Origin of the sequence: Pseudomonas protegens (assembly GCF_003363755.1) — a bacterium.
GTDB classification, from domain to species: Bacteria; Pseudomonadota; Gammaproteobacteria; order Pseudomonadales; family Pseudomonadaceae; genus Aquipseudomonas; species Aquipseudomonas danubii.
On the sequence record NZ_CP031396.1, the window covers coordinates 4,900,404 to 4,922,029 of the forward strand.

Here is a 21,626-nt window from a genome sequence, read left to right on the forward strand (position 1 = left end):
AGGTGCAGTGATGGCAGACACACAAACCGTAGAGAAGAAGTCGGTGCTGTTGACCGGCATCGACGAACTGTCACCCAAACTCGTCGCCCTTCAAGGCAAGGTCGACTCTTTCAAGAAAAAACTTGAGCAGACCGGGCTGGGCAAGCTGGACATCAGTGGTCTGTTCAAGGGCGGTAGCCTGATTACCCCGTTTCTCGACGGGATCAAGGCCTGCGACGCGTTCAAGGGCAAACTGGCCGAGGTCGGTGACTCCAGCGCGTCGGCCGACGCGGCCAAAGGCATGAATGTATTCAGTCAGTCCATGGCCAAGGTGTCCTCGGCCATTGATGCTGCGCTGGCGCCGGCGGTGGGGGCACTGGTGGTCGGTCTGGAGCCCATGCTCAACAGCGTGGGGACGCTGCTCGACGACAACCCCAAGCTGGTTGAGGGGCTGGCGATGGGTGCCATTGCCTTCTCGGCGATGCAAACCGCCGTGACGGGTGCGACCCAGGTGCTCGACCTGATGGGCACCGTGGCCAAGGCCAACCCGGTGATGCTGATTGCTATGGGCATTGCCCTGGCGGCCGGTGTAATCATTGCCAACTGGGGGCCGATCTCGGCCTTTTTTGTCAGTCTCTGGGAGGGCGTAAAGAATCTTGCGGCGCAGGCGTTGGAAGGGCTGAAAACCCTGTTCAGCTGGACGCCCTTGGGCATGCTGATCGGCAACTGGGGGACCATCACGGCGTTCTTTGCCGGGCTCTGGGACAGTATCAAGGCGATGACGGCTTCGGTCGTTGGCTTCCTCAAAGAAGTGTTCTCCTGGTCACCTCTGGGACTGATCATCGATAACTGGGCTGGACTGACGGGCCTGTTCGCATCCATCTGGGAGTCGCTCAAGGCCTTGACGGTACCGGCGATGGCCTTTCTAAAAGGCCTGTTCGACTGGGTGCCGATGGACATGATCACCAAGAGCTGGGGCGCGGTCACCGGTTTCTTCGCGTCGATCTGGGGAGTGTTGCAAACGGGCATTCAGGCGATCAAAACGGTGTTCCAGACGCTGTTCGACTTTTCTCCGTCCGTGTTGCTTTACAACAACTGGGGCGCTGTCAGCAGCTTCTTCAGCTCGATCTGGGCGGCGCTGCAACCGGGTATCGACGGGGTCAAGAAGGTCCTGCAAACCCTGTTCGACTTCTCTCCGCTGGTGATTCTTTACAACAACTGGGGCGCGGTTACGGGCTTTTTCAGTTCGATCTGGGCCGAATTGCAACCGGGTATCGACTCGATCAGGAAGGCCATTGAAGCCCTGTTCGACTGGTCGCCGATGGAGCTGATCATGACCAATTGGGCCCCCATCGCCGATTGGTTTTCCGGGCTGTGGAGCAAGCTTCAAGAGCTGATGGTGCCGATCAAGGAGCTGTTCGAGGGCGGTTTCGGAGGGCTGATTGCCACGGTCACCGGCAAGGTCGAAGGCTTTACCGAGGCGCAAAGGCAAATCAACGCCGAGGGTAAAGGCGGGCTGGCATCACCCTTTGCCGCAACCCAGGGCAGCTCGCTGACCCAGAACTCCAGTGCCCTGATCCAACAGAACGCTGCCAACAACCGCACGCAACTCGAAGGCGGGTTGACCGTGCGTTTCGAAAACGCTCCGGCAGGCCTGCGTGCCGAACAAGCCAAGACCAATCAACCAGGCCTGAACGTGGCTTCGACCCTGGGCTATCGCTCACTTTCCCTAGGAGGTTCCAATGGCGGATAACTGGCGTGATCGTTTGTTGCCCGCGTCCTTTCGCGGCGTGCCGTTCTGGGTCGATCAGGCGAAAACCCCGGTGGGCCAGAAAGGTCAGTTGCACGAGTACCCGCAGCGCGATCAGCCGTTTTTCGAGGGCCTTGGCCAGCAGGCGAAAATCCACGATCTGACGGCCTTTATCGTCGGCGCCGATTGCCTGGCGCAGCGCGACAGGCTGCTCAAGGCTCTGGAAGAGGGCAGCGGCGAGCTGGTGCACCCTTGGCTCGGGCGGATGCAGGTCAAGGTCGGCGAATGCGAGATGACCCAGAGCCGCCAGGACGGCGGCCTGGTGACTTTCAGCCTGAAGTTCTACCCGGACCAGCCGTTGCGCTTTCCCTCGGCGGTGGTCAATACCCAGCAGCAGGTGCTGGTGGCCAGCGATACCTTGCTGGGGGCGGCGGTGCTGCGGTTCGAGTTTGCCACCAACCTGATCAAGCAGGCGCGGATCGGCGTGGCGTCTTTGCGCCAGGGGCTGGCGGACGTGTATCAGGTCATCGAGCACGAGTTCAAGCCGTTGATCGAGTTCTATGGCGATCTCAACACCCTGGTCAAAGCGGTCAAGGAAATACCCAAGGAGCTGAGCACGGAGTTCAAGGGGTTGCTGGACGATGTACGCGGGCTCAAGGACTTTGCCCGTAGCGGCTATCGGCAGATGCTCGCCGATATTTCCCAACAGGTGGAGGCGGCCCGGCGCATTGATGCGCCGAAGCTGACCACCGGCAAGGACACCACGGCGGCGGCCGAGGCGGTGGCCAACCTGGTGCAGGATGCGCTGCTGGTGCAGATCGCCCGGCTGGTGTCGGCGTTACCGGTGGCCACGCCCGTGGTGAAGCTCAAGAACACGCCGCCCCTGGCGCAGCAGGCCAGCCGGCCGGTGCAGCGCCTGGAAGTGCCGGTGGCCGACGATGTGCTGGCGCTGCGCGATCAGTTCAATGAGCTGATCTGGCAAGCCGCGCTCAAGGCCGACGCGGTGCATTACCAGGCGCTCAACACCCTGCGTCAGCAGGTGCAGGGGCACCTCAATGCGGTGGCGTCCTCGGGGGTGCGGCTGGTCAGCCTCAGCCCCAAGAGCAGCCTGCCGGCGCTGGTGCTGGCCTATCAGCGGTTTGCCGATGCGACGCGGGTCGGCGAAGTGGTGCAGCGCAACCGGGTGGCTCATCCGGGCTTCCTGCCGCCGGCTGATCTGCAAATCGCTCGGGAGTGACCCATGGACGAATTGGCAAATATCGTCACCCTGACGGTGGACGGGCTGGACTACAGCGGCTGGAAGAGCGTGGAGATCAGCGCCGACCTGGAGCGTCAGTTCCGCACCTTCAGCCTCAACATCACCTGGCAATGGCCGGGGCAGGATGCGCAGGTACGCATCCGCCCGGGCGCTCGCTGCCAGGTGCGCATCGGTTGCGACCTGGTGCTCACCGGGCATGTCTACAAGGCGCCGATCAGCTATGACGGCCAGCAGATCAGCCTGAGCGTCCAGGGCAGTTCCTTGACCCAGGATCTGGTGGATTGCGCGGCCATCAACCGGCCGAGTCAGTGGCGCCAGCAGGACGTGCTGAGCATCGTCCGCGCCCTGGCCGGCTCCTATGGGGTCGGGGTGCGCAGCGAGATCGCTCCAACCAGCAAGCTGCACACCCACAGCATCGTGCCGGGGGAGACGGTGTTCGCCTCCATCGACCGTTTGCTGACCCTGTACCGGGTATTTTCCACCGACGACGCCGACGGTTACCTGCTGCTGGCGGCGCCGGGCAGTGGTGGGCGCGCCAGCGATGCCCTGGAGCTGGGCAAGAACATCCTCTCGGCCAATGCACCGATGGATTTTTCCGCGGTGTTTTCCGAGTACCGGGTGATCGGCCAGCACAAGGGCAGCGACCAGAGCAGTGGGGCTGCAGTCAGCGAAGTATCCGGCCAGTCCAGCGATGCCAGTGCTTCACGCAAACGGGTGACGGTGATCAGCGAGGCGGCGCAACTGAGTGCCGAGCTGGCTCAGCAGCGCGCTGACTGGGAGTGCGGCACCCGCACCGGCAAGGCCCTGACCACCACCTACCAGGTGCAGGGCTGGCGCCAGAGCAATGGCGATTTGTGGCGCCACAACACCCTGGTGCGAGTGATCGACCCGGTGCTGGGGTTCGACCGGGACATGCTGATCTCCAAGGTCACCTGGTCGCTGTCCGAGCAGGGCTCGATCACCACCCTGCAGGTGGCGCCGCCGCAGACCTTCGACGCCAACCCGACACCCGGCAACACCTGAAACCCGCGCCCATCCGTAGGCGCCGGGTGGCCGGCGAAGGCATCCGGCCCGAAACCGCGCAACCCCTGTTCGCCGGCAAGCCGGCTCCTACCCTCCAAGGAACTCAGCATGAGCCTACTGACACGCCTGTTGGCGCGGGGCACCGTGGTGCTCGCCAACTCGGCCAACAAACTGCAATCGCTGCAAATGCGCCTTACCGCCGGCGAGGTCAACGACGACATGGAGCATTTCGAGCCTTACGGTTTCACCAGCAATCCCCTGGCCGGCGCCGAGGGCATCGCCACCTTCCTCGGCGGCGACCGGTCACACGCGGTGGTGCTGGTGGTGGCGGACCGGCGCTATCGCCTCAAGGCCCTGGCTGCCGGCGAAGTGGCGATCTACACCGACGAGGGCGACAAGATCCACTTCAAGCGCGGGCGGGTCATCGATATCGACACCGCGACCTTGAATATCCGCGCCAGCAGCGGCGTCAACATCGACAGCCCGACCCTGAGCATGAGCGGCAAGATCGTCTCCCAGGGCGATCAGGTCGCCGCCGGCATCAGCCAGATCAACCACGTCCACAGCGGCGTGCAACCCGGCCCGGCGCAGACCGGCGCGCCGGTGGGAGGTTAAGCATGTTCGCCACCTATGACCTGAAGAACGCCCTGACCCGGGCCGTGGAAATCAGCCTGTTCACCTGGCGCCGTGCTGCTGATGACGACGCTCTGGACGATGACCAGCGCTACGGCTGGTGGGGCGACAGTTTTCCCACGGTGGCCGACGACCGCATCGGCTCGCGGCTGTGGCTGCTGCGCCGGGTCAAGCTCAGCCGGCAGACCCAGCTCGACGCCGAGTTCTATGCCCGCGAGGCCTTGCAGTGGCTGATCGACGATGGCCACTGCAACGCCGTGGAGATCATGACCGAGCGCCTCGACGCCCAGCGTCTGAACCTGCGCACGGTGCTGATCCTGGCCGACGGCGAACGCCTGGACCTCAACCCCACTCACAGTTGGCAGGTGACCTATGCCGTTTGAAACCCCTTCGCTGCCGGTGCTGATTCAGCGCACCCAAAGCGACCTGGCCAGCGACTCGCTGCGCCAGTCCGATGCCCAAGTGCTGGCCCGCACCCTGAGCGGTGCCGCCTTTGGCCTGTATGGCTACCTGGATTGGATCGCCGAGCAGATCCTCCCGGACAAGGCCGATGAGTCGACCCTGGAACGCATCGCTGCCCTGCGCCTGAACCAGCCGCGCAAGGCCGCCCAGGCGGCCCGTGGCAGCGTCAGCTTCAACGCCGCGGCCGGTGCCGTGCTGGATGTCGACACCCTGCTGCAGAGCAGCGACGGTCGCAGCTACAAGGTGACGGCCGCCCGCACCGCCATCGCGGGGCTCAACAGCACCACTATCCAGGCGGTCGATGGCGGGACCCTGGGCAATGCCGATGCGGGCCTGGAATTGACCGCGGTACAGCCGGTGCAAGGCATCGGCAACGCATTCACCGTCCTGGCCCCGGGGCTGACCGGTGGCGTAGCCCGGGAAAGCCTCGAATCCCTGCGCTCCCGGGTGATCCGTTCCTACCGGATCATTCCCCACGGCGGCTCGGCGGACGACTACGAAACCTGGGCCCTGGAATGCCCGGGGATCACCCGTGCCTGGTGCCGGCGCAATTACCTGGGGCCGGGCACTGTGGGCCTGTTCGTCATGCGTGACGATGATCCGCAGCCGATCCCCAACGCCGAGCAACTGGCGCAGGTTCAGGCGTATATCGAGCCGCTGCGCCCGGTGACCGCCGAAGTGCATGTACTGGCCCCGGTGATGCTGCCGGTGACCTACACGTTGCGCCTGACCCCCGACACCAGCGCGGTGCGCGCCGCGGTCGAGGACCAGCTGCGCGATCTGCACAGCCGCGAGGCCGGCCTGGGCCAGACCCTGTTGCTCAGCCATATCCGCGAAGCCATCAGCAGCGCCACCGGCGAGCAGGATCACCAACTGCTGGCGCCCTTGGCCGATGTGCCGGCGGCGAACAATCAGTTGCTGGTATTCGGAGGTTGCCAATGGCAGCAATAAGAAGCGCCGCCCAGTACCAGGATCAGTTGCGCAGCCTGCTGCCCAGCGGCCCGGCCTGGGACCCGGAGCGGGTGCCGGAGCTTGAGCGAGTGTTGCAGGGCGTCTCCCAGGAGCTGGCGCGCATCGACGCCCGGGCCGTGGACCTGCAAAACGAAATGGACCCGGCCAGCGTCAGCGAACTGGTGACCGATTGGGAAAAGGTCATGAACCTGCCCGATCCCTGCCTGGGCCTGACCCCGCTGTTCGAAGACCGGCGCCTGGCCGTGCGCCGCCGCCTGTTGGCGGTGGGCAGCCAGCGCGCTGCCTACTTCGTCGAAATCGCCCGCAGCCAGGGCTACCCCAATGCCAGCGTCACTGAGCTGAGTACCCCGCGCATGGGCCGCTCACGCTTTGGTCATGCGCATTTCGGCACCTGGCGCGCGAACTTCATGTGGACCCTCAATACCGGCGGCCGCCGGCAACTGGGCCGGCGTTTCGGCGCGAGCTATTGGGGCGAACGTTTTGGCATGAATCCGGGGAGCGCCCTGGAGTGCCTTATCCATCGCAGTACACCGGCGCATACCCAGGTGTACATCAACTATGACTAGAGAAGACAAGAACAAGTGGATTATCCGAAAAGTGTTCCCAGCGTAGGGCTGGTGAACGGCAAGTTTGTCGACGAGAACCCGGTCACGGGGCAAGTCGGCTCACTGATTTCCTCGCAATGGGGAAACGCGGTTACCGATGAATTGCTCAATGTGATTCGTGCGGGTGGGAAGGAGCCGGCCGAGGCCGAGCACGACCAGTTGCTGGCGGCGATCAAGGCGATCGTCCGGGATTCGATACCGCCAGAGAAGATTCGCAGCACCTTGGCCGAGTACGGCATCACCGACGCCTACACCAAGTCGGTGACCTACACCAAGGCCGAGATCGAGGCACTGTTGAAGAACATGTCGGCCCTGCCGGTGGGGACCATGGTGCCGTTTCCTAAAGGCACGGTGCCGGCGGGGTTCCTGGAGGTGGATGGCAGTGTGCAGAGCGCTGCGACTTATCCGGATCTGGCGGCTTATTTGGGGACGACCTTCAACACCGGGGGCGAGGGCGCGGGTAACTTCCGGTTGCCTGAGTCGCGGGGGGAGTTCTTTCGAGGTTGGGACCATGGTCGTGGCGTCGATAGTGGACGGAGTATTGGCAGTCGACAGGCCGCAACAATTGTCAGTGCGGGTGATGGGACGAAGACATCTGCTGCTGTTGTTTCGTTTTACAACGGCGCTGATGACAGCATTGAAGCCCATAAGTCGAGGCTTAACTCTGATGGCACACCTTCGTTCCCTCTGACCGGTATTTTAGATATTAATGCAGGGGCCACTGGATCTGATGCTACTCCTTACTCGGCTATGTATGTCCGCCCGCGCAACCTGGCAGTCATGTGGTGCATCAAAGCCTGGAACGCACCGAGCAATCAGGGAAACATCGATGTCGCTGCTCTAGCTGCCGAAGTTCAGAAGCTCAAAGCTCTATCGGGTAGCAGCTATCAGGGACTCTACGTTTCTGCTTCGGGAACCAATGCACTGATCTCGGTGAAGGCTCGCAGCCTGATTGTCGGTAAAGGTAGTGCGGCACAGGCATTGAATGCCGTGGACCTGAGTATCAACCTGCAAACCATAGGTCTGAACGGTCTCGATAGCGGTGTGCTTGCGGCTTCCAGTTGGTACAGCGCCTGGGTTGTATCCAATGGCACTCAAGTCGCCGGTATTGCTGCCTTGATGCCGGCAGTCCAGTGTTCGACCATCGTCGGTTCGGCAGTCGTTACCGGCATTGCCAGCACTTCTTCAATGCGTGTTGGAATGCCGTTCGGTGGAGCAAGCTTTCCGCCAGGAACTTTCATCAAGTCTGTTGACTCGTCGAGTCAGATCACGGCGAGCGTGCCTGCGCTCATGACCGCCGTAGATACAACGCTGAGGTTTGTGTTTGAACCGATTATTCCCGCAGGTTTCATTGCGGCACGCGTGAGCGCATTTTTCACAGACGCTACGGCAAACCGATACCCACTGTCATATGTACAGGCCGGTCGGAGCAGTCGTTACAAAGTTGCGTCAGGTTCGAACCTGGCATCACTTCCAATGATGGCGTCGGGGGCCATGGGGACCGCCACAGCTCTTGTTGCTGTCAGCATTTTCCAGTTTGTTCCGCCAACGGCCACAGGTATCTGCCTTCAACTACTTGGGGCAACCAACAGCAACTCTTCAGCTGCGCCAAACGCAAGTTACATCGGTGGTTACATTGGGCCCAATAGTCCACCGCTCAATAGCACCGGCTCTACTAATACGCAGCACAATACCCAGGGGCGGTTTGTGCTGGAGGAGCCAAGAGTTTACTACTGGGGAGCAGGCGCCGCAGGGCTGATGTGTTATGGCTGGGAGGACGATGTATGAGTTGGGCTGTACGAAATGATGGTGTTCAGGGGGGGCGTGCGATAGAGGGGGCTGATGAGCTTTTTCCGAATGAAGTTTATTCAGAATTTGAGCCCGTGCAGGTGATGCCTTCCCCTCCTAGTATTGAAGAGCTTTCTGTTCTAGCGAAGGCACAACGAAGTGAGTTGCTGACGTTAGCTGCATACAGGATGGGCCCATTACAGGATGCAATGGATATCGGTTGTATTACAGACGTAGAAGCAAGGCAGCTTTTGCTGTGGAAAAACTATCGAATCAGTCTTAATAGGATTGAGGAGCAGGATTTATTTTCGAGTGATTTTCAGTGGCCTCTATCTCCAGATGAAATATTGAATCAATAAGCGCCCCGCCTCGCCGGGGCGTTTTCTTTTCCAGTTTTCTAACTATGTCCACACCGAGCTGTGTCGGTGTGGATGAATGACAACGAGAGGACAGACGAGTGGATTATCCAAAGAGTGTGCCAAGTGTTGGGTTGGTTAATGGGAAGTTTGTCGACGAGAACCCGGTCACGGGGCAAGTCGGCTCACTGATTTCTTCCGACTGGGGAAATGCGGTGACCGATGAATTGCTCAACGTGATTCGTGCGGGTGGGAAGGAGCCGGCCGAGGCCGAGCATGACCAGTTGTTGGCGGCGATCAAGGCGATCGTCCGTGATTCGATTCCGCCGGAAAAGATCCGCACGACTTTGGCCGAGTATGGGATCACCGATGCGTACACCAAGTCGGTGACCTACACCAAGGCCGAGATCGAAGCGTTGCTGAAGAACATGTCGGCCTTGCCGGTGGGGGCCATGGTGCCGTTTCCCAAGGGCACGGTGCCGCCGGGATTCCTGGAGGTGGACGGCAGTGTGCAGAGTGCTGCGACCTATCCGGATCTGGCGGCTTATCTGGGGACGACCTTCAACACCGGGGGCGAGGGCGCGGGTAACTTCCGTTTGCCGGAGTCGCGGGGGGAGTTTTTGCGGGGTTGGGATCATGGACGGGGGGTGGATGGCGGTCGAGTAATTGGCAGTTATCAACTTAGTGAAAACAAGAGCCATACACACTCTTATAAAACCAAGCAAACGGCGATGCCTCAAAGCGGTTCTACTAGTGTGTGTTGGGTTGGAGAGCTGGACGCAACAACTAGCGCGTCTGGGGGGGACGAGTCACGGCCTCGAAATCTGGCTGTAATGTGGTGCATCAAAGCTTGGAATGCTCCTGTCAATGAGGGGGCAGTGGATATCTCGACCTTGCTTTTGGAACTTCAGCGAGTCAAAGCAATGGCTGCTGTTGGGGAGCCTCAAAAGCTTTTTGTTTCTGCTTCTGGTCATAACTCCATAGTCGGTATTAGAGCGCAGCGGCTCATTGTTGGAACTGCTGGGGCAGCATCAGTGTCAAGTGATGTCAATGTAAGCATTAACCTCGCGATCAACGGATTGAATGGACTTGATCAGGGAGTGGTTGCAGCCTCAAGTTGGTACAGCGGGTGGGTAGCAACCAATGGTGAGGTAGTAGCCGGAATTGCGGCTCTGATGCCTACCATCAAGGTGAACGCAACTGCTGGTTCGAATGTGGTTACCGGCATTACCAGCACTGCATTGATGCGCAAGGGAATGGCTTTTGCGGGGGGGGCTTTCCCTCCTGGAACCGTGGTCCAGTCGGTCGATTCTGCCAATCAGATTACAGCCAGTCATCCGGCGACGCAGACGCTTGGTGCGACACCTGTGTTGTTTGTTTATGAACCAATGCTTCCTGCTGGTTTTACCGCAGTGCGGGTAACTTCGTTTTTTACTGATGCTGCCAACAAGTATCCGCTTCGATACCGGCAACGCGGGTCTAAGGTGCAGTGGCTGTTGGCGGCAGGCACCAATGTTGTGTCTAACCGATTTGTGGCGGCTGGGGTTGTTGGCAGTTGGAACTCCACTGCACCAACTTGGGGGGAAGTGTCGTTGGTCAATTTTGTACCGCCCACTGCGGTATCTGTCTCTCTTACAGCTATTACCAGTTACAACGGCGGCGCTCAGTCGAATGTCTGTATCGCTTCCAACTCAAGTTACCTGGGGACTCGCAGCTCCTCGGCTTCGCAGATATCGACGACTATTGCCGGTGGTACGGGGACTGCTCCGGATGTCATGTCGGCAGAAGTTGTACTTGAGGGCATGAGTATTTACGTCGTGTCTCAAACCGCGGCAGGGGCCGTAGCAATTCATGGGTATGAGGAGGTTTTATGAGCTTTGCAGTACGCAATGATGGTCAAGGCTGGCGTGCGGTCAATGTTGAAGAGGATCTTCTTCCAGGAGAGTACTTCTCGGAACAGGCACCGTTGGAAACTGTGTTTCCTCCTTCTTCGATTGATGACGTGCTGGGGCGGCGAGATCAGCTCCTGGCAATTGCGACAAACCGCATGGGGCCTTTGCAGGACGCGATTGATACTGATATCGCCAATGCCGGCGAAGTTGAACAGCTGAAACTCTGGAAGCTTTACCGGATAGCGTTGAATCGACTTCAGCAGCAACCAGGATTTCCCTCCGATGTCGATTGGCCGCAATCGCCCGATCAAATCCCCGCTCAATAAACGCCCCGCATCGCCGGGGCGTTTTCTTATCCATTTACAAACACCGACCATGCCAATCACCGAACAACAACTGCAACAAATCATGCCTAACGCCCGCCGCCAAGCGGGCGTTTTTGTTTCTCCACTCAACACCGCCATGGCTCATCGGCAGATCGATACGCCGAAGCGCCAGGCGGCCTTTCTTGCCCAGATCGGTCACGAATCCGGGCAACTGCAATACGTGCGCGAGCTGGGCAGTGATCAATACCTGAGCAAGTACGACACCGGCACGCTCGCGGCACGCCTGGGCAACACCCCCGAGGCCGATGGCGACGGCCAGCGGTATCGCGGGCGTGGGCTGATCCAGATCACCGGGCGCAGCAACTATCGCCAGTGCAGCCTCGGGCTGTTTGGCGATGAGCGCCTGCTGGAGTTGCCCGAGCTGCTGGAGCAGCCGCAATGGGCCGCCGAGTCGGCGGCCTGGTTCTGGGAGCGCGGCGGACTCAATGCCCTGGCCGACCGCGATGAGTTCAACAGCATCACCCGTCGCATCAATGGCGGTTTGAACGGCTTGCAGGATCGCCTGCAACTCTGGGCCAGGGCGCGGGCGGTGCTGTGCCTGCCCGTGGTCTGAGTTCATGGGGAGGCGGGCACCTTCTGTAGCCGCTGCCGTAGGCTTCGATTGGACCTGGAGGGAAGGTCCTGCGGACCTTTTCGCAGCCTGCGGCAGCGGCTACAGGGATTTTTGCAGGCCATTTGATGCATTTCACATCGGTCAAGGGAGGGCGTGATGAATATCCGCAGTTGGCTGGCTCTCGCCGTCGTAGCTGGGTTGCTCTATGCCCTTGGCTTCGTCAGCGGTGCCGGCAGCGAACGCAGTAAGCAGCAGCGCCTGGACGAGGCTCGACTGCAACAATCCTTCGAGCAGGGCCAGGCGTTGGGCAGGGTCAAGGAGAAGGTGGTGGTCGAGTACGTCGATCGCGTCGTCAAGGTCTATCAGGCGGGCGCCACTATCACCAAGGAGGTTCCTATCTATGTTTCGAAAGCGGCTGATAACGCCTGCGTTGTACCTGCTGGTTTTGTCCGGGTGCACGACGCCGGTGCCGCCAACCTGCCCGTGGCCGCAGGCCCCGGCGTCGCTGATGACGCCGCCTCGGGCCTTGCACTCTCTACCGTCGCCGCCAGCGTCGTCGACAACTACAGCCAATGCCACGCAAACGCCGAGCAACTGAAAGCGTTGCAGCAGTGGGTGCGAAAGTCTCAGGCGTTGTTGCAAGGTGCCCCGGCGATGCACTGACGGCCTTGAGACATTTATGAGATGGATCGCTGCCGCGGTGTGGGGCAGTTGAAATCAAATGGACTTGTCGATGTTAAAAGAATGCAGATGTGGTCATTGCAAGCGACTGCTCGCCCGTGTGGGTGACTTTACCGAGCTCCAGATCAAATGTTCCCGCTGCGGAACCTTGAATCATGTGAAGGCCTCGAGCCTTGGGCAATCGCCTTTGAGCGACATGAAAACGCCACTCTCAGTGACGGACCATTCCACTCAAAGGTGAAAAATATGAACGCAGTAACCATGGGCAAGCACTTCATTACCGTATTCCCAAAAGGGATTGTGGAGATCGTTTCGGCCGCTCAAAACACCGGTGGCTTGATCATCCAGACGGGGTTGATCAAGACCTCGACCGGTGTTGTCGATCTGTATGTGGGACCGACCGGCTCTTCCATCTCCAATTCGGCCGTCATCTTCTCTGGCAACGGCTCTAGCATTTCCGGCAGCGACTCCGAGATTGTCATGCCGTACCCGATCCGTATTCCCGCAGGCCAGGCATTGTGGGCATACGCATCCACTCCGGGTGGCGCGATCGCTTTGACTTGGGACTTGCTGGCCTGACATTGCTGCGCAGAGAAGAGGGATCAACAGGCGCCGGTGCTTTTGCTCATTTCGGCAGGCTTTGATCGCTGGACTAGCCGCGTCAGCTTGGTGGCTGGCGCTGTTCCTGACGCAATGATGGACTGTTCGCGCCAGATCCTCTGAAGCCTTGTTCCAGAGCCGTTGGTTTTCCTGACAGCTTGTCACTTGCAAGCCTTCTTTCCTGGTGTACGGTAAGCACACGCCAGCCCCATCAGGAGAGAACTGTGAAAGAAATTACCCAGCTTGCCGCTGAACTCGGTCGGCGTCTGCAGGTTCTGAATGCCCACGTCACCACGGCGGAGTCCTGCACTGGCGGCGGGATTGCCGAGGCGATCACGCGGATCCCGGGCAGTTCGGCCTGGTTTGAGGCCGGTTATGTCACCTACTCCAACCGCCAGAAGACCCTCCAATTGAATGTGCCGGCCGATTTGTTCAATTCGGTTGGTGCGGTCAGTCGTGAAGTGGTAGAGGCCATGGTCCGTGGGGCACAGGCCAAGAGTCATGCGCATTTTGCGGTGGCGGTCAGTGGTATCGCTGGGCCGGATGGCGGTTCTGCGCAGAAGCCGGTGGGTACGGTTTGGCTGGCCTGGGGCGCGGGAGAGACGTTGACCTCCGAGTGCCGGCACTTCCCCGGGAATCGCGATGAGGTTCGCCGACAAACGGTGAAGGCCGCGCTAGAGGGGTTGCTGCAACACGCTGCAGCAGAAATCGCAAATCAGGGGTAGGCGATCCTCGAGCGCTGTGGAATAATACTGGCTACTTATACAGGTGTTGGCCGTCAGGCCTTATTGATTACGTGAGGACTTTAATGGACGACAACAAGAAGAAAGCCTTGGCTGCGGCCCTGGGTCAGATCGAACGTCAATTCGGCAAGGGTGCCGTAATGCGTATGGGCGATCATGACCGTCAGGCGATCCCGGCCATTTCCACTGGCTCTCTGGGTCTGGACATTGCTCTGGGCATTGGCGGTCTGCCAAAAGGCCGTATCGTTGAAATCTACGGCCCTGAGTCGTCCGGTAAGACCACTCTGACCCTGTCGGTCATTGCCCAGGCGCAGAAAGCCGGTGCCACTTGTGCCTTCGTCGACGCCGAGCACGCGCTGGATCCGGAATACGCCGGCAAGCTGGGTGTCAATGTCGACGACCTGCTGGTTTCTCAGCCGGATACCGGCGAGCAGGCCCTGGAAATCACCGACATGCTGGTGCGCTCCAACGCGGTTGACGTGATCATCGTCGACTCCGTGGCGGCCCTGGTGCCCAAGGCTGAAATCGAAGGCGAGATGGGTGACATGCACGTTGGCCTGCAAGCCCGCTTGATGTCCCAGGCGCTGCGTAAAATCACCGGTAACATCAAGAATGCCAACTGCCTGGTGATCTTCATCAACCAGATCCGCATGAAGATCGGTGTGATGTTCGGCAGCCCGGAAACCACCACCGGTGGTAACGCGCTGAAGTTCTACGCTTCGGTTCGTCTGGATATCCGTCGTACCGGCGCGGTGAAGGAAGGCGACGAGGTGGTCGGTAGCGAAACCCGAGTCAAGATCGTCAAGAACAAGGTGGCTCCGCCGTTCCGTCAGGCCGAGTTCCAGATTCTTTACGGCAAGGGTATCTACCTCAACGGCGAAATCATCGATCTGGGCGTGCTGCATGGTTTCCTGGAGAAATCCGGTGCCTGGTACAGCTACCAGGGCAACAAGATCGGCCAGGGCAAGGCCAACTCGGCCAAGTTCCTGCAGGACAATCCGGAAATCGGCAACGCGCTGGAGAAGCAGATCCGCGAGAAGCTGCTGACCGCTTCGCCAGACGTCAAAGCCAATCCGGTCAAAGAGACCGAAGACGATATGGCCGACGCTGATATCTGATTGATCCAATGACCGCCGTACTCGATACCCTCGTCGCGGTGCGGCGAACTGCAATGGACCTGCTCGCGCGACGCGAGCACGGTCGAGTCGAGCTGACGCGTAAACTGCGTCAGCGCGGCGCTCCTCCTGAAATGATCGAAGTCGCCCTGGACCGTTTGACGGAAGAGGGGCTGCTGTCCGAATCCCGTTATCTCGAAAGTTTTGTTTCCTATCGTGCGCGCTCAGGTTACGGGCCGATGCGTATTCGCGAAGAGCTCAGCCAGCGTGGCTTGCAGCGAGGTGATATCGATCTTGCGCTGCGCGAGTGCGGTATCGACTGGCAAGAGCAGTTGCGAGACGTCTGGCAGCGCAAGTTTGCCGGGCAGTTTCCTGTGGATGCCCGTGAACGGGCCAAGCAAGGGCGCTTTCTGAGTTATCGCGGGTATTCTATGGACATGATCGGCCGTCTATTGAGCGGCCGAGGGATGGATGACTGAAGTTGTACCCGCTGCCTGGTGCAGCGGGTGATGGTGCAGGTCAGCTGACTTTGCTGGTTTCTCGTGCGCGCTGGCGGGTCTCGGATTGTTGCCTGGTCCAGTTCTCCGGCAGGTTGATAAAGTCGATCAGTTCCCGCAGACGGCCGTTGTCACGAGCGTTGAAAACGAACGATAGCCGCGTCAGATGGCTGAACTGAACTTCGTCGTGCTCCTCTCCACTGTAGGTATGTTGCCGAAACTGGCCACTCAGGCACAGGTCGGCGAATGCTATCTGCATGTGTTCCAGCGCCTGCTCATTGAGGCTGTGGTTCATGCGGATGACAAACTCCTGTTTCAGCCAGCGGCTGGAGTGGAAGTTGGCGTAGAACTGCTGGATTTCCTTAACTGCTTCTTCGGTGCTGTGTACCAGGCGCACCAGCTTCATGTCGCTGGGCAGGATGTAGCGATTGGCCTCCAGTTGGTTATGGATGAAGTCCAGGGCGCCTTGCCAGAACTGCCCGCCAGGTGCGTCCAGCAATACCACCGGTACCAGAGGGCTTTTGCCGGTCTGGATCAGGGTCAGGACCTCCAGGGCTTCGTCCAGGGTGCCGAAACCACCAGGGCAAAGCACCAAGGCATCGGCTTCCTTGACGAAAAACAGCTTGCGTGTGAAGAAAAAGTGGAACGACAGCAGGTTTTCCGTGCCGCCCACAGTGGGGTTGGCATGCTGTTCGAAGGGCAGGGTGATGTTGAAGCCCAGGCTGTGCTCCAGCCCTGCGCCATCATGAGCCGCTGCCATGATGCCGCCGCCAGCGCCGGTGATCACCATCAGGTCCGAGCGGGCCAGGGCCGCTCCCAGTTCCTTGGCCATGGCATAAAGCGGATGTTCGCTGGGCGTTCGCGCCGAGCCGAATACCGTCACTTTGCGCCGGCCCTTGAACTGTTCCAGTACCCGGAAGGCATGTTCCAGCTCGCGTAGCGCTTGCAGGGTAATCTTGGCGTTCCAGCGGTTGAGGTCGTCCTCGGCCATGCGCAGGACGGTGAGAACCATGTCGCGGTAGAGGGGGATATTCGGGCTGTTGGGGGCAATCTGGTTGAGTTGCGCTTCGACCTGGCTTGTGAGGTCGACGCCCTTGCTTTGGAAATGACGAGTTAACAGGTCATTCGATTGGTAAGGCATTCAGCTTCTCCTTCTGCACAGAACCTTGTGCACGGCCGAGGTATTCGAACGTGCCACGACACAACCTGTGTCGCTGCTTGCTCAGCCCAGCGTGTGAGCAACTCTCTTGACCCGATCACCGCTGACCGTCGCTGGGCAGCGATCGAGGTATCCACAGAGGTTCTGCTTTCCTTTATTAAGAAAAAATTGCACTGCAAGACGCACAAGAACGGCCTCCTGAACCGTCCTGGAACAGTCGATGGGAACCTTCGGACATGACTTGATCATGTGCCCATAAAGTCTTGGCTGGCAACCGCTTCTTAGTGAATTTAGCGGCCTTGGCACCATTGGTCAGGCGCCGCGGCAAGGGCTCGAGCCTCTGATTTACTAAAGTGCAGCGCTCGGTTCAGGAGCCGGCTCCAGGAAGGGGGCGCGGCCATCCGTCCGTGCAAGCCGAGGGCAGGGAGGCAAGGGATGACCACTGTCGTGTTGGAAGTCGATCCGCAGTTGTACCAGCTGTTGCAAGCTGCGGCGGCAGCCCATCATTTGAGTCTTGAGGAAGAGTGCCGGCGTCGCTTGGCGGGGGAGGAGCGGCCTTCGCGATATCTGCAGGCCCTGGTAGCGGAGTTGCGCGCCGATGATCAGCAGCGGCGCGCGTCCCGTCCTTGATTCACTTCTTCTTGGGCGTGTTTTGGGAAGGGCAATCCGATTCCTGGAAGCGCGCTGAGGCTACAGGGCGATTGGTGCGGTTTTCGGTGAACTCGTAGCGCATGACTGCGCCTTTGGCCATCAGCTTGCGGTAGTTGGGGTTACGGCAGACGCTGGCACCCAGCTGCAAGTAGACGGCCTTGGGGTTGGCACGCATTTGTTCGGCGTGGCCGGCCTGGACGCTGAGGTGATTGATCAACTCCTTGCCTTCAACGGTATAACCCTGATCGAGAATGTTCTCGTTGACTTCCCGGGGAGTGCCGACGTTGCTTTCCGCAGCGACCTTCTCCAGCATTTTGCTCAGTTCGAACTCTTGCAAGGACGCAGCCTGGACACCCAGGGGCAAGGCCAGCAGAAGGGCGACGGTAGGGATGGTAAAGCGCAACATGAAACTCTCCTGGTGCAGTGACTGATGCTTCGACCAGCCACTCGACTGTGCGTTCAGTGGCGACGAATTATAGGGGGAGAGCTAGGAAGGCGGTACAGGTTTGAACAGATGGCTCTGATAAACTTGTCCGACTTTTTACCCCTTCGAGTTATTTCCGTGTCTATTCCTGTCCTTTGCCGGTGTGCTCAGCGATGAGCCATGCGGTATCCCGTCTACGTGATCTGCGCATGGCTCGTGCGGTCAAACCCTTTTTTGCGCGGGGCTCACGCGCTGAGCGCTGCCCGCGTTGCCGAGTGATTCCCAGCCATTGCCTGTGTGCCTGGCGGCCCAAGGTCAGCGCCGAGTCGGCCATGTGCCTGGTGATGCACGATGTGGAGCCGCTCAAACCGAGTAATACCGGCTGGTTGATCGCTGATGTGATTGCCGATACCTGGGCGTTTCACTGGTCCCGTACCGAAGTCGATCCGCAATTGCTGGCCTTACTGGCTGATCCGCAGTGGCAGCCTTATATCGTCTTTCCCGGAGAGTTCGTGGCCCCCGAGCGAGTGGTCAGCGAGGTCCGGCAGGAGGAAGGCAAGCGCCCGCTGTTCATTCTGCTGGATGCCACCTGGAGCGAAGCCCGCAAGATGTTTCGCAAGAGCCCCTATCTTGAGCACTTGCCGGTGCTTAGCCTGTCATCGGAGAAGCTCTCGCGCTACAAGTTGCGGCGCTCCAAGCGTGATGACCATTTCTGTACCGCCGAGGTAGCTGCCCTGTGCCTGGAGTTGGCGGGGGACGAGCAGGTCAGCCAGGTCATGGACGCCTACCTTGACGTATTCAGCACTCATTACCTGTCGGCGAAGTTCCAGAAGGCCATCGATCCTCTGGATGAAGTGCACTCCCGGCTCAAGCCCTTTGTGTAGTGGCGGCGCTGGCCTGGGGTTTTTGCGGCCATAGCTGGGCCACCAACATGCCGCTGAGCATGAGTGCGCAGCCGAAGTAACCGCGCAGCTGCAGTGATTCATCCAGCAGCCAGGCCCCGGCGATGGCGGCAAACACGGCTTCGAGGGACAGAATGATTGCCGCGTGGGAGGCGATCGCGTCCCTCTGGGCAATCACTTGCAGGGTGTAGCCGATGCCGACAGCAATCACGCCCCCGTAAAGAATGGCCGGACCGGCGGCGACAATCGCGTTCCAGTGAATCGGCTCCAGGCACAGCGCAAGGATCAGGCTCACCACTGAACAGGTGGCAAATTGTAGGAAGGCCAGGCGAATCGGGTCGTGGCGGCTGGCGAATACGCCCACCAGAATCACGTGTGCGCCCCAGACAAAGGCGCCGATCAATTGCAGCCAGTCGCCGGACGCAACGTGAAAGCTGTCGCTGACGGTCAACAGGAACATGCCCACCACGGCCAGCACCGCGCCGAGCCAGGTACCTAGTCCCGTCTTGTGGCCGATCAGCAGTCCCAGCAGCGGCACTACAATGACGTAGAGCCCGGTGATGAACCCGGCATTGGTTACGCTGGTAAACATCAGACCGACCTGCTGCAGGTTGATCCCCAGAGTAAGGGCCAGGCCCATGAGTACGCCGCCCAGCAACAGGCCACGATTGAGCAGGGGGACGGGGTGGCGATCGGCGGGCGTTCTGCGTAGTACCAGTGGTAGCAGGCAGAGTGAGCCCAGAGCAAAACGCAGGCCGGAATAGAGGAAGGGGCCGATATGATCCATGCCGGAGGATTGTGCGACAAACGCAGCCCCCCAGATGACAGCGGTGATCAGCATCAGGACATCGGCACGCAAGGCTTGGCTTCGCATGAGGGCTCTCTTATTAGTTAGCTGGCTAAGATGCCGCAAAGCTTCACGCTTGACCACCCTGGCTTCGCTGGGCATGCTTGGCGCCGATTAGGGCGCCAGCGCTTTTTGAACCACCGTTTTGCTCAGGCTTTTCGCGGTGTTCGTGCTCTTTGGGTATCGCATTCTGGCGAGCCCCCATGTTGCTGGGTGAGGGCTGAATGCATCAGTCCTGCCATGAAAAACAGGATCATTTGAAAAATGGCCACATACGAAATCCTGATTGCCGATGACCACCCGCTTTTTCGCAGTGCACTGCATCAAGCTGTCACTCTGGGCTTGGGTCCTGATGTGCGTCTGGTGGAAGTGGCGAGCATCGCCGAGCTGGAAGCCCGCCTCACCGAAAAAGCTGACTGGGATCTGGTGCTGTTGGACCTGAACATGCCTGGTGCCTACGGTTTTTCTGGCCTGGTGCTGTTGCGCGGGCAGTATCCGCAGATTCCGGTGGTGATGGTTTCGGCGCAGGAAGAAGCGTCCGTCATGGTTCGCTCCCGCGAGTTCGGGGCCAGCGGTTTCATTCCCAAGTCCAGCTCCCTGGAAGTCATTCAGCAGGCGGTGCGCAGCGTCCTTGATGGTGACGTCTGGTGGCCGCCGCAAGCTTTTGAAGAAGTCAGTGTTTCGGCGGAAGCCAAGGCCGCGAGCGAAGGCCTGGCAAGCCTGACGCCTCAGCAGTTTCGGGTACTGACCATGGTCTGCGAGGGGTTGTTGAACAAGCAGATCGCTTATGAGCTGAGTGTTTCCGAGGCGACAATCAAGGCTCACGTGACGGCAATTTTCCGCAAGCTCGGGGTTCGCACCCGGACCCAGGCGGCCTTGCTCTTGCAACAACTTGAGTCAATTTCCAGCCATTAACCCACGGGTTGTTCACGCTTTTTTGACTTTGGTTGAACTAGTTTCCCCACTCCTCTTTTCAGTTGCTCAGCTTATGTCGCCTTTCAAAGGTCAAACCGGTCTCAAACGTATCCTCAACGCCGCCGGCTATTCGTTCGATGGCTTGCGCGCCGCCTTCACCGGCGAGGCGGCATTTCGTCAGTTGGTGTTGCTCAACGTGATCCTGATTCCCTTGAGCTTCCTGCTCAACGTCAGCCGGGTCGAGCGCGCGCTGCTGATTGCCGTGTGCCTGCTGGCGCTGATCGTCGAATTGCTCAACTCGGCGGTGGAGGCAGCGATCGACCGGATTTCCCTGGATCGTCACCCGTTGTCGAAGAACGCCAAGGACATGGGCAGCGCGGCGCAGTTTGTCGCCCTGAGCATGATCACCATCGTGTGGGCCGTGATCCTGATCTAAGGAATGCTCGGCAGGACGATTTCGTCGCTGCGCTGTACCCCGGCGGTAAAGGAGCGGCACAGTTCGAGGAACTCGCGCATGGCTGAAGTCTGATACTTCTGTTTATGCCAGATGAAGTAGAACTGCCGGGCCAGATCCAGGCCCGGTGTTTCCACTGGCACCAGGCTGCCACGACGAAAGGCATCTCGCAGCGCCAGCCTGGAGATGCAACCAATCCCCAATCCCGACTCCACTGCACGCTTGATGGCCTCGGTGTGCTCCAGTTCCAGGCGGATGTTCAGCGCGCTGCGATGATGACGCATGGCCTGGTCGAAGGTCAGGCGGGTCCCGGAACCCTGCTCCCGGAGAATCCAGGCTTCGTGGGTCAGTTCCTCCATGGTGGCGTGGCCGCGTTTGGCCAAAGGGTGCTGGGGCGCGCAGAACACCACAAGCTCATCCTCGACCCAGGTTTGCACCTCGATATCCGGGTGACTGCAGTCGCCTTCGATTAGACCCAGATCAATTTCGTAGTGGGCCACCTGTTGCACGATATGCGCAGTGTTTTGCACATGGAGCTTCACCTGGCTTTCCGGATGCACCTGCATGAAGCTGCCGATCAGCAGGGTCGCCAGGTAGTTGCCAATGGTCAGGGTCGCGCCCACCGACAGCGAGCCGAATCCGGACTTGCCATTGAGCAGGTCCTCGATCTCCTTGGCCTGGTCCAGCAGTGCCACCGCTTGTGGCAAAAGCTGTTTGCCCAGGGCGTTGAGGCTCAGGCGCTTGCCGGCGCGATCAAACAGCTGGCAACTGGATTGGCGCTCGAGCTCGGTGATCGAGGTGCTGGCCGCCGATTGCGACAGGGCCAGAAGCCCGGCAGCACGAGAAACGCTCTCTTGCTGGGCGACGGCGACGAAGACTTGCAGTTGACGGAGAGTAAATCGCATATCGATATAACCGATAACCCTTATCTTAATAATCCAGTTAACAGATATTGTCGCCGCCATTAGAATGCTGTGCAAT

At 59.8% G+C, this 21,626-nt stretch carries 26 protein-coding genes; 22 read left to right on the forward strand and 4 right to left on the reverse strand.

Translation table 11 applies throughout. The features are described 5' to 3' along the window. The first annotated feature begins 10 nt into the window (after positions 1-10). The 18 genes from DWF74_RS22140 to recX all read left to right on the forward strand — a co-directional run bounded on the left by DWF74_RS22140 (position 11) and on the right by recX (position 15,275). Positions 11-1,732, forward strand: a complete 1,722-nt coding sequence (locus DWF74_RS22140; RefSeq protein ID WP_115581717.1) for a phage tail protein — start codon at positions 11-13, stop codon at positions 1,730-1,732. After that, positions 1,722-2,966 (forward strand): DNA circularization protein, encoded by a 1,245-nt coding sequence (locus DWF74_RS22145; protein ID WP_102861414.1) that lies wholly within the window; start codon positions 1,722-1,724, stop codon positions 2,964-2,966. The genes DWF74_RS22140 and DWF74_RS22145 overlap by 11 nt, the downstream gene beginning before the upstream one ends. Before the next feature lie 3 nt (positions 2,967-2,969). Next, entirely contained in the window at positions 2,970-4,010 is a 1,041-nt protein-coding gene (locus tag DWF74_RS22150) for a phage baseplate assembly protein (protein ID WP_102861415.1), read from the forward strand. A 108-nt stretch (positions 4,011-4,118) separates the two neighbouring features. Next, complete coding sequence (locus DWF74_RS22155) at positions 4,119-4,625, forward strand: phage baseplate assembly protein V (protein WP_115581718.1); 507 nt, start codon at positions 4,119-4,121, stop codon at positions 4,623-4,625. 2 nt (positions 4,626-4,627) lie between these two features. After that, positions 4,628-5,026, forward strand: a complete 399-nt coding sequence (locus DWF74_RS22160; protein ID WP_102861417.1) for a phage GP46 family protein — start codon at positions 4,628-4,630, stop codon at positions 5,024-5,026. Continuing rightward, entirely contained in the window at positions 5,016-6,056 is a 1,041-nt protein-coding gene (locus DWF74_RS22165; protein WP_115581719.1) for a baseplate J/gp47 family protein, read from the forward strand. The genes DWF74_RS22160 and DWF74_RS22165 overlap by 11 nt, the downstream gene beginning before the upstream one ends. Beyond that, positions 6,044-6,643, forward strand: coding sequence for a YmfQ family protein (locus DWF74_RS22170; protein ID WP_115581720.1), 600 nt, complete (start codon positions 6,044-6,046; stop codon positions 6,641-6,643). The genes DWF74_RS22165 and DWF74_RS22170 overlap by 13 nt, the downstream gene beginning before the upstream one ends. Positions 6,644-6,658: 15 nt before the next feature. Further along, on the forward strand, positions 6,659-8,470 hold the full coding sequence (locus DWF74_RS22175; protein ID WP_115581721.1) for a phage tail protein: 1,812 nt from the start codon (positions 6,659-6,661) through the stop codon (positions 8,468-8,470). Beyond that, positions 8,467-8,829, forward strand: a complete 363-nt coding sequence (locus DWF74_RS22180; protein ID WP_115581722.1) for a tail fiber assembly protein — start codon at positions 8,467-8,469, stop codon at positions 8,827-8,829. Before DWF74_RS22175 ends, DWF74_RS22180 begins: the two co-directional genes overlap by 4 nt. A 98-nt stretch (positions 8,830-8,927) precedes the next feature. Beyond that, positions 8,928-10,700, forward strand: coding sequence for a phage tail protein (locus DWF74_RS22185; protein WP_115581723.1), 1,773 nt, complete (start codon positions 8,928-8,930; stop codon positions 10,698-10,700). After that, a complete protein-coding gene (locus tag DWF74_RS22190) occupies positions 10,697-11,044 on the forward strand; it encodes a tail fiber assembly protein (protein WP_115581724.1) in 348 nt (115 codons plus the stop codon). The genes DWF74_RS22185 and DWF74_RS22190 overlap by 4 nt, the downstream gene beginning before the upstream one ends. Positions 11,045-11,093: 49 nt before the next feature. Next, positions 11,094-11,657: a glycoside hydrolase family 19 protein gene (locus DWF74_RS22195; protein WP_060837806.1), complete on the forward strand. Its 564-nt coding sequence runs from the start codon at positions 11,094-11,096 to the stop codon at positions 11,655-11,657. A gap of 156 nt (positions 11,658-11,813) precedes the next feature. Beyond that, complete coding sequence (locus tag DWF74_RS22200; RefSeq protein ID WP_102861422.1) at positions 11,814-12,320, forward strand: hypothetical protein; 507 nt, start codon at positions 11,814-11,816, stop codon at positions 12,318-12,320. A gap of 70 nt (positions 12,321-12,390) precedes the next feature. After that, positions 12,391-12,579, forward strand: coding sequence for a Com family DNA-binding transcriptional regulator (locus DWF74_RS22205; RefSeq protein ID WP_102861720.1), 189 nt, complete (start codon positions 12,391-12,393; stop codon positions 12,577-12,579). A gap of 5 nt (positions 12,580-12,584) precedes the next feature. Further along, entirely contained in the window at positions 12,585-12,917 is a 333-nt protein-coding gene (locus DWF74_RS22210; RefSeq protein ID WP_102861423.1) for a hypothetical protein, read from the forward strand. Positions 12,918-13,162: 245 nt separating this feature from the next. After that, positions 13,163-13,663 (forward strand): CinA family protein, encoded by a 501-nt coding sequence (locus tag DWF74_RS22215; protein ID WP_102861424.1) that lies wholly within the window; start codon positions 13,163-13,165, stop codon positions 13,661-13,663. 83 nt (positions 13,664-13,746) lie between these two features. Next, positions 13,747-14,799, forward strand: a complete 1,053-nt coding sequence (gene recA / locus DWF74_RS22220) for a recombinase RecA (protein ID WP_011059579.1) — start codon at positions 13,747-13,749, stop codon at positions 14,797-14,799. Between the two features lie 8 nt (positions 14,800-14,807). Continuing rightward, positions 14,808-15,275 carry a recombination regulator RecX gene (recX, locus tag DWF74_RS22225; RefSeq protein ID WP_102861425.1) on the forward strand — a complete coding sequence of 156 codons (468 nt, stop codon included), beginning with the start codon at positions 14,808-14,810 and terminating at the stop codon, positions 15,273-15,275. 40 nt (positions 15,276-15,315) lie between these two features. Here recX and DWF74_RS22230 read toward each other — a convergent pair whose 3' ends face one another. After that, positions 15,316-16,434, reverse strand: a complete 1,119-nt coding sequence (locus DWF74_RS22230; protein ID WP_115581725.1) for an LOG family protein — start codon at positions 16,432-16,434, stop codon at positions 15,316-15,318. 453 nt (positions 16,435-16,887) lie between these two features. On the opposite strand from DWF74_RS22230, the gene DWF74_RS22235 reads away from it, so the two are divergent. Next, entirely contained in the window at positions 16,888-17,082 is a 195-nt protein-coding gene (locus DWF74_RS22235) for a hypothetical protein (RefSeq protein ID WP_102861427.1), read from the forward strand. Position 17,083: 1 nt separating this feature from the next. On the opposite strand, the gene DWF74_RS22240 is transcribed toward DWF74_RS22235, so the two are convergent. Next, on the reverse strand, positions 17,084-17,509 hold the full coding sequence (locus tag DWF74_RS22240) for a quorum-sensing-regulated virulence factor family protein (protein ID WP_102861428.1): 426 nt from the start codon (positions 17,507-17,509) through the stop codon (positions 17,084-17,086). A gap of 191 nt (positions 17,510-17,700) precedes the next feature. Between DWF74_RS22240 and DWF74_RS22245 the strand changes: the two genes are divergently transcribed. Continuing rightward, positions 17,701-18,411: a tRNA-uridine aminocarboxypropyltransferase gene (locus tag DWF74_RS22245; RefSeq protein ID WP_102861429.1), complete on the forward strand. Its 711-nt coding sequence runs from the start codon at positions 17,701-17,703 to the stop codon at positions 18,409-18,411. Here DWF74_RS22245 and DWF74_RS22250 read toward each other — a convergent pair. Next, positions 18,395-19,303 carry a DMT family transporter gene (locus DWF74_RS22250; RefSeq protein WP_115581726.1) on the reverse strand — a complete coding sequence of 303 codons (909 nt, stop codon included), beginning with the start codon at positions 19,301-19,303 and terminating at the stop codon, positions 18,395-18,397. The two genes, DWF74_RS22245 and DWF74_RS22250, sit on opposite strands and share 17 nt — an antisense overlap. A 237-nt stretch (positions 19,304-19,540) precedes the next feature. Here DWF74_RS22250 and erdR point away from each other — a divergent pair, with 237 nt between their 5' ends. Together erdR and DWF74_RS22260 are read left to right on the forward strand one after the other, a co-directional pair. Next, positions 19,541-20,191: a response regulator transcription factor ErdR gene (gene erdR / locus DWF74_RS22255; RefSeq protein WP_102861431.1), complete on the forward strand. Its 651-nt coding sequence runs from the start codon at positions 19,541-19,543 to the stop codon at positions 20,189-20,191. A gap of 73 nt (positions 20,192-20,264) precedes the next feature. Further along, positions 20,265-20,627 (forward strand): diacylglycerol kinase, encoded by a 363-nt coding sequence (locus tag DWF74_RS22260; RefSeq protein WP_011059587.1) that lies wholly within the window; start codon positions 20,265-20,267, stop codon positions 20,625-20,627. On the opposite strand, the gene DWF74_RS22265 is transcribed toward DWF74_RS22260, so the two are convergent. Beyond that, positions 20,624-21,550 (reverse strand): LysR family transcriptional regulator, encoded by a 927-nt coding sequence (locus DWF74_RS22265; protein WP_102861432.1) that lies wholly within the window; start codon positions 21,548-21,550, stop codon positions 20,624-20,626. The genes DWF74_RS22260 and DWF74_RS22265 overlap by 4 nt on opposite strands. Between the last annotated feature and the right edge of the window lie 76 nt (positions 21,551-21,626).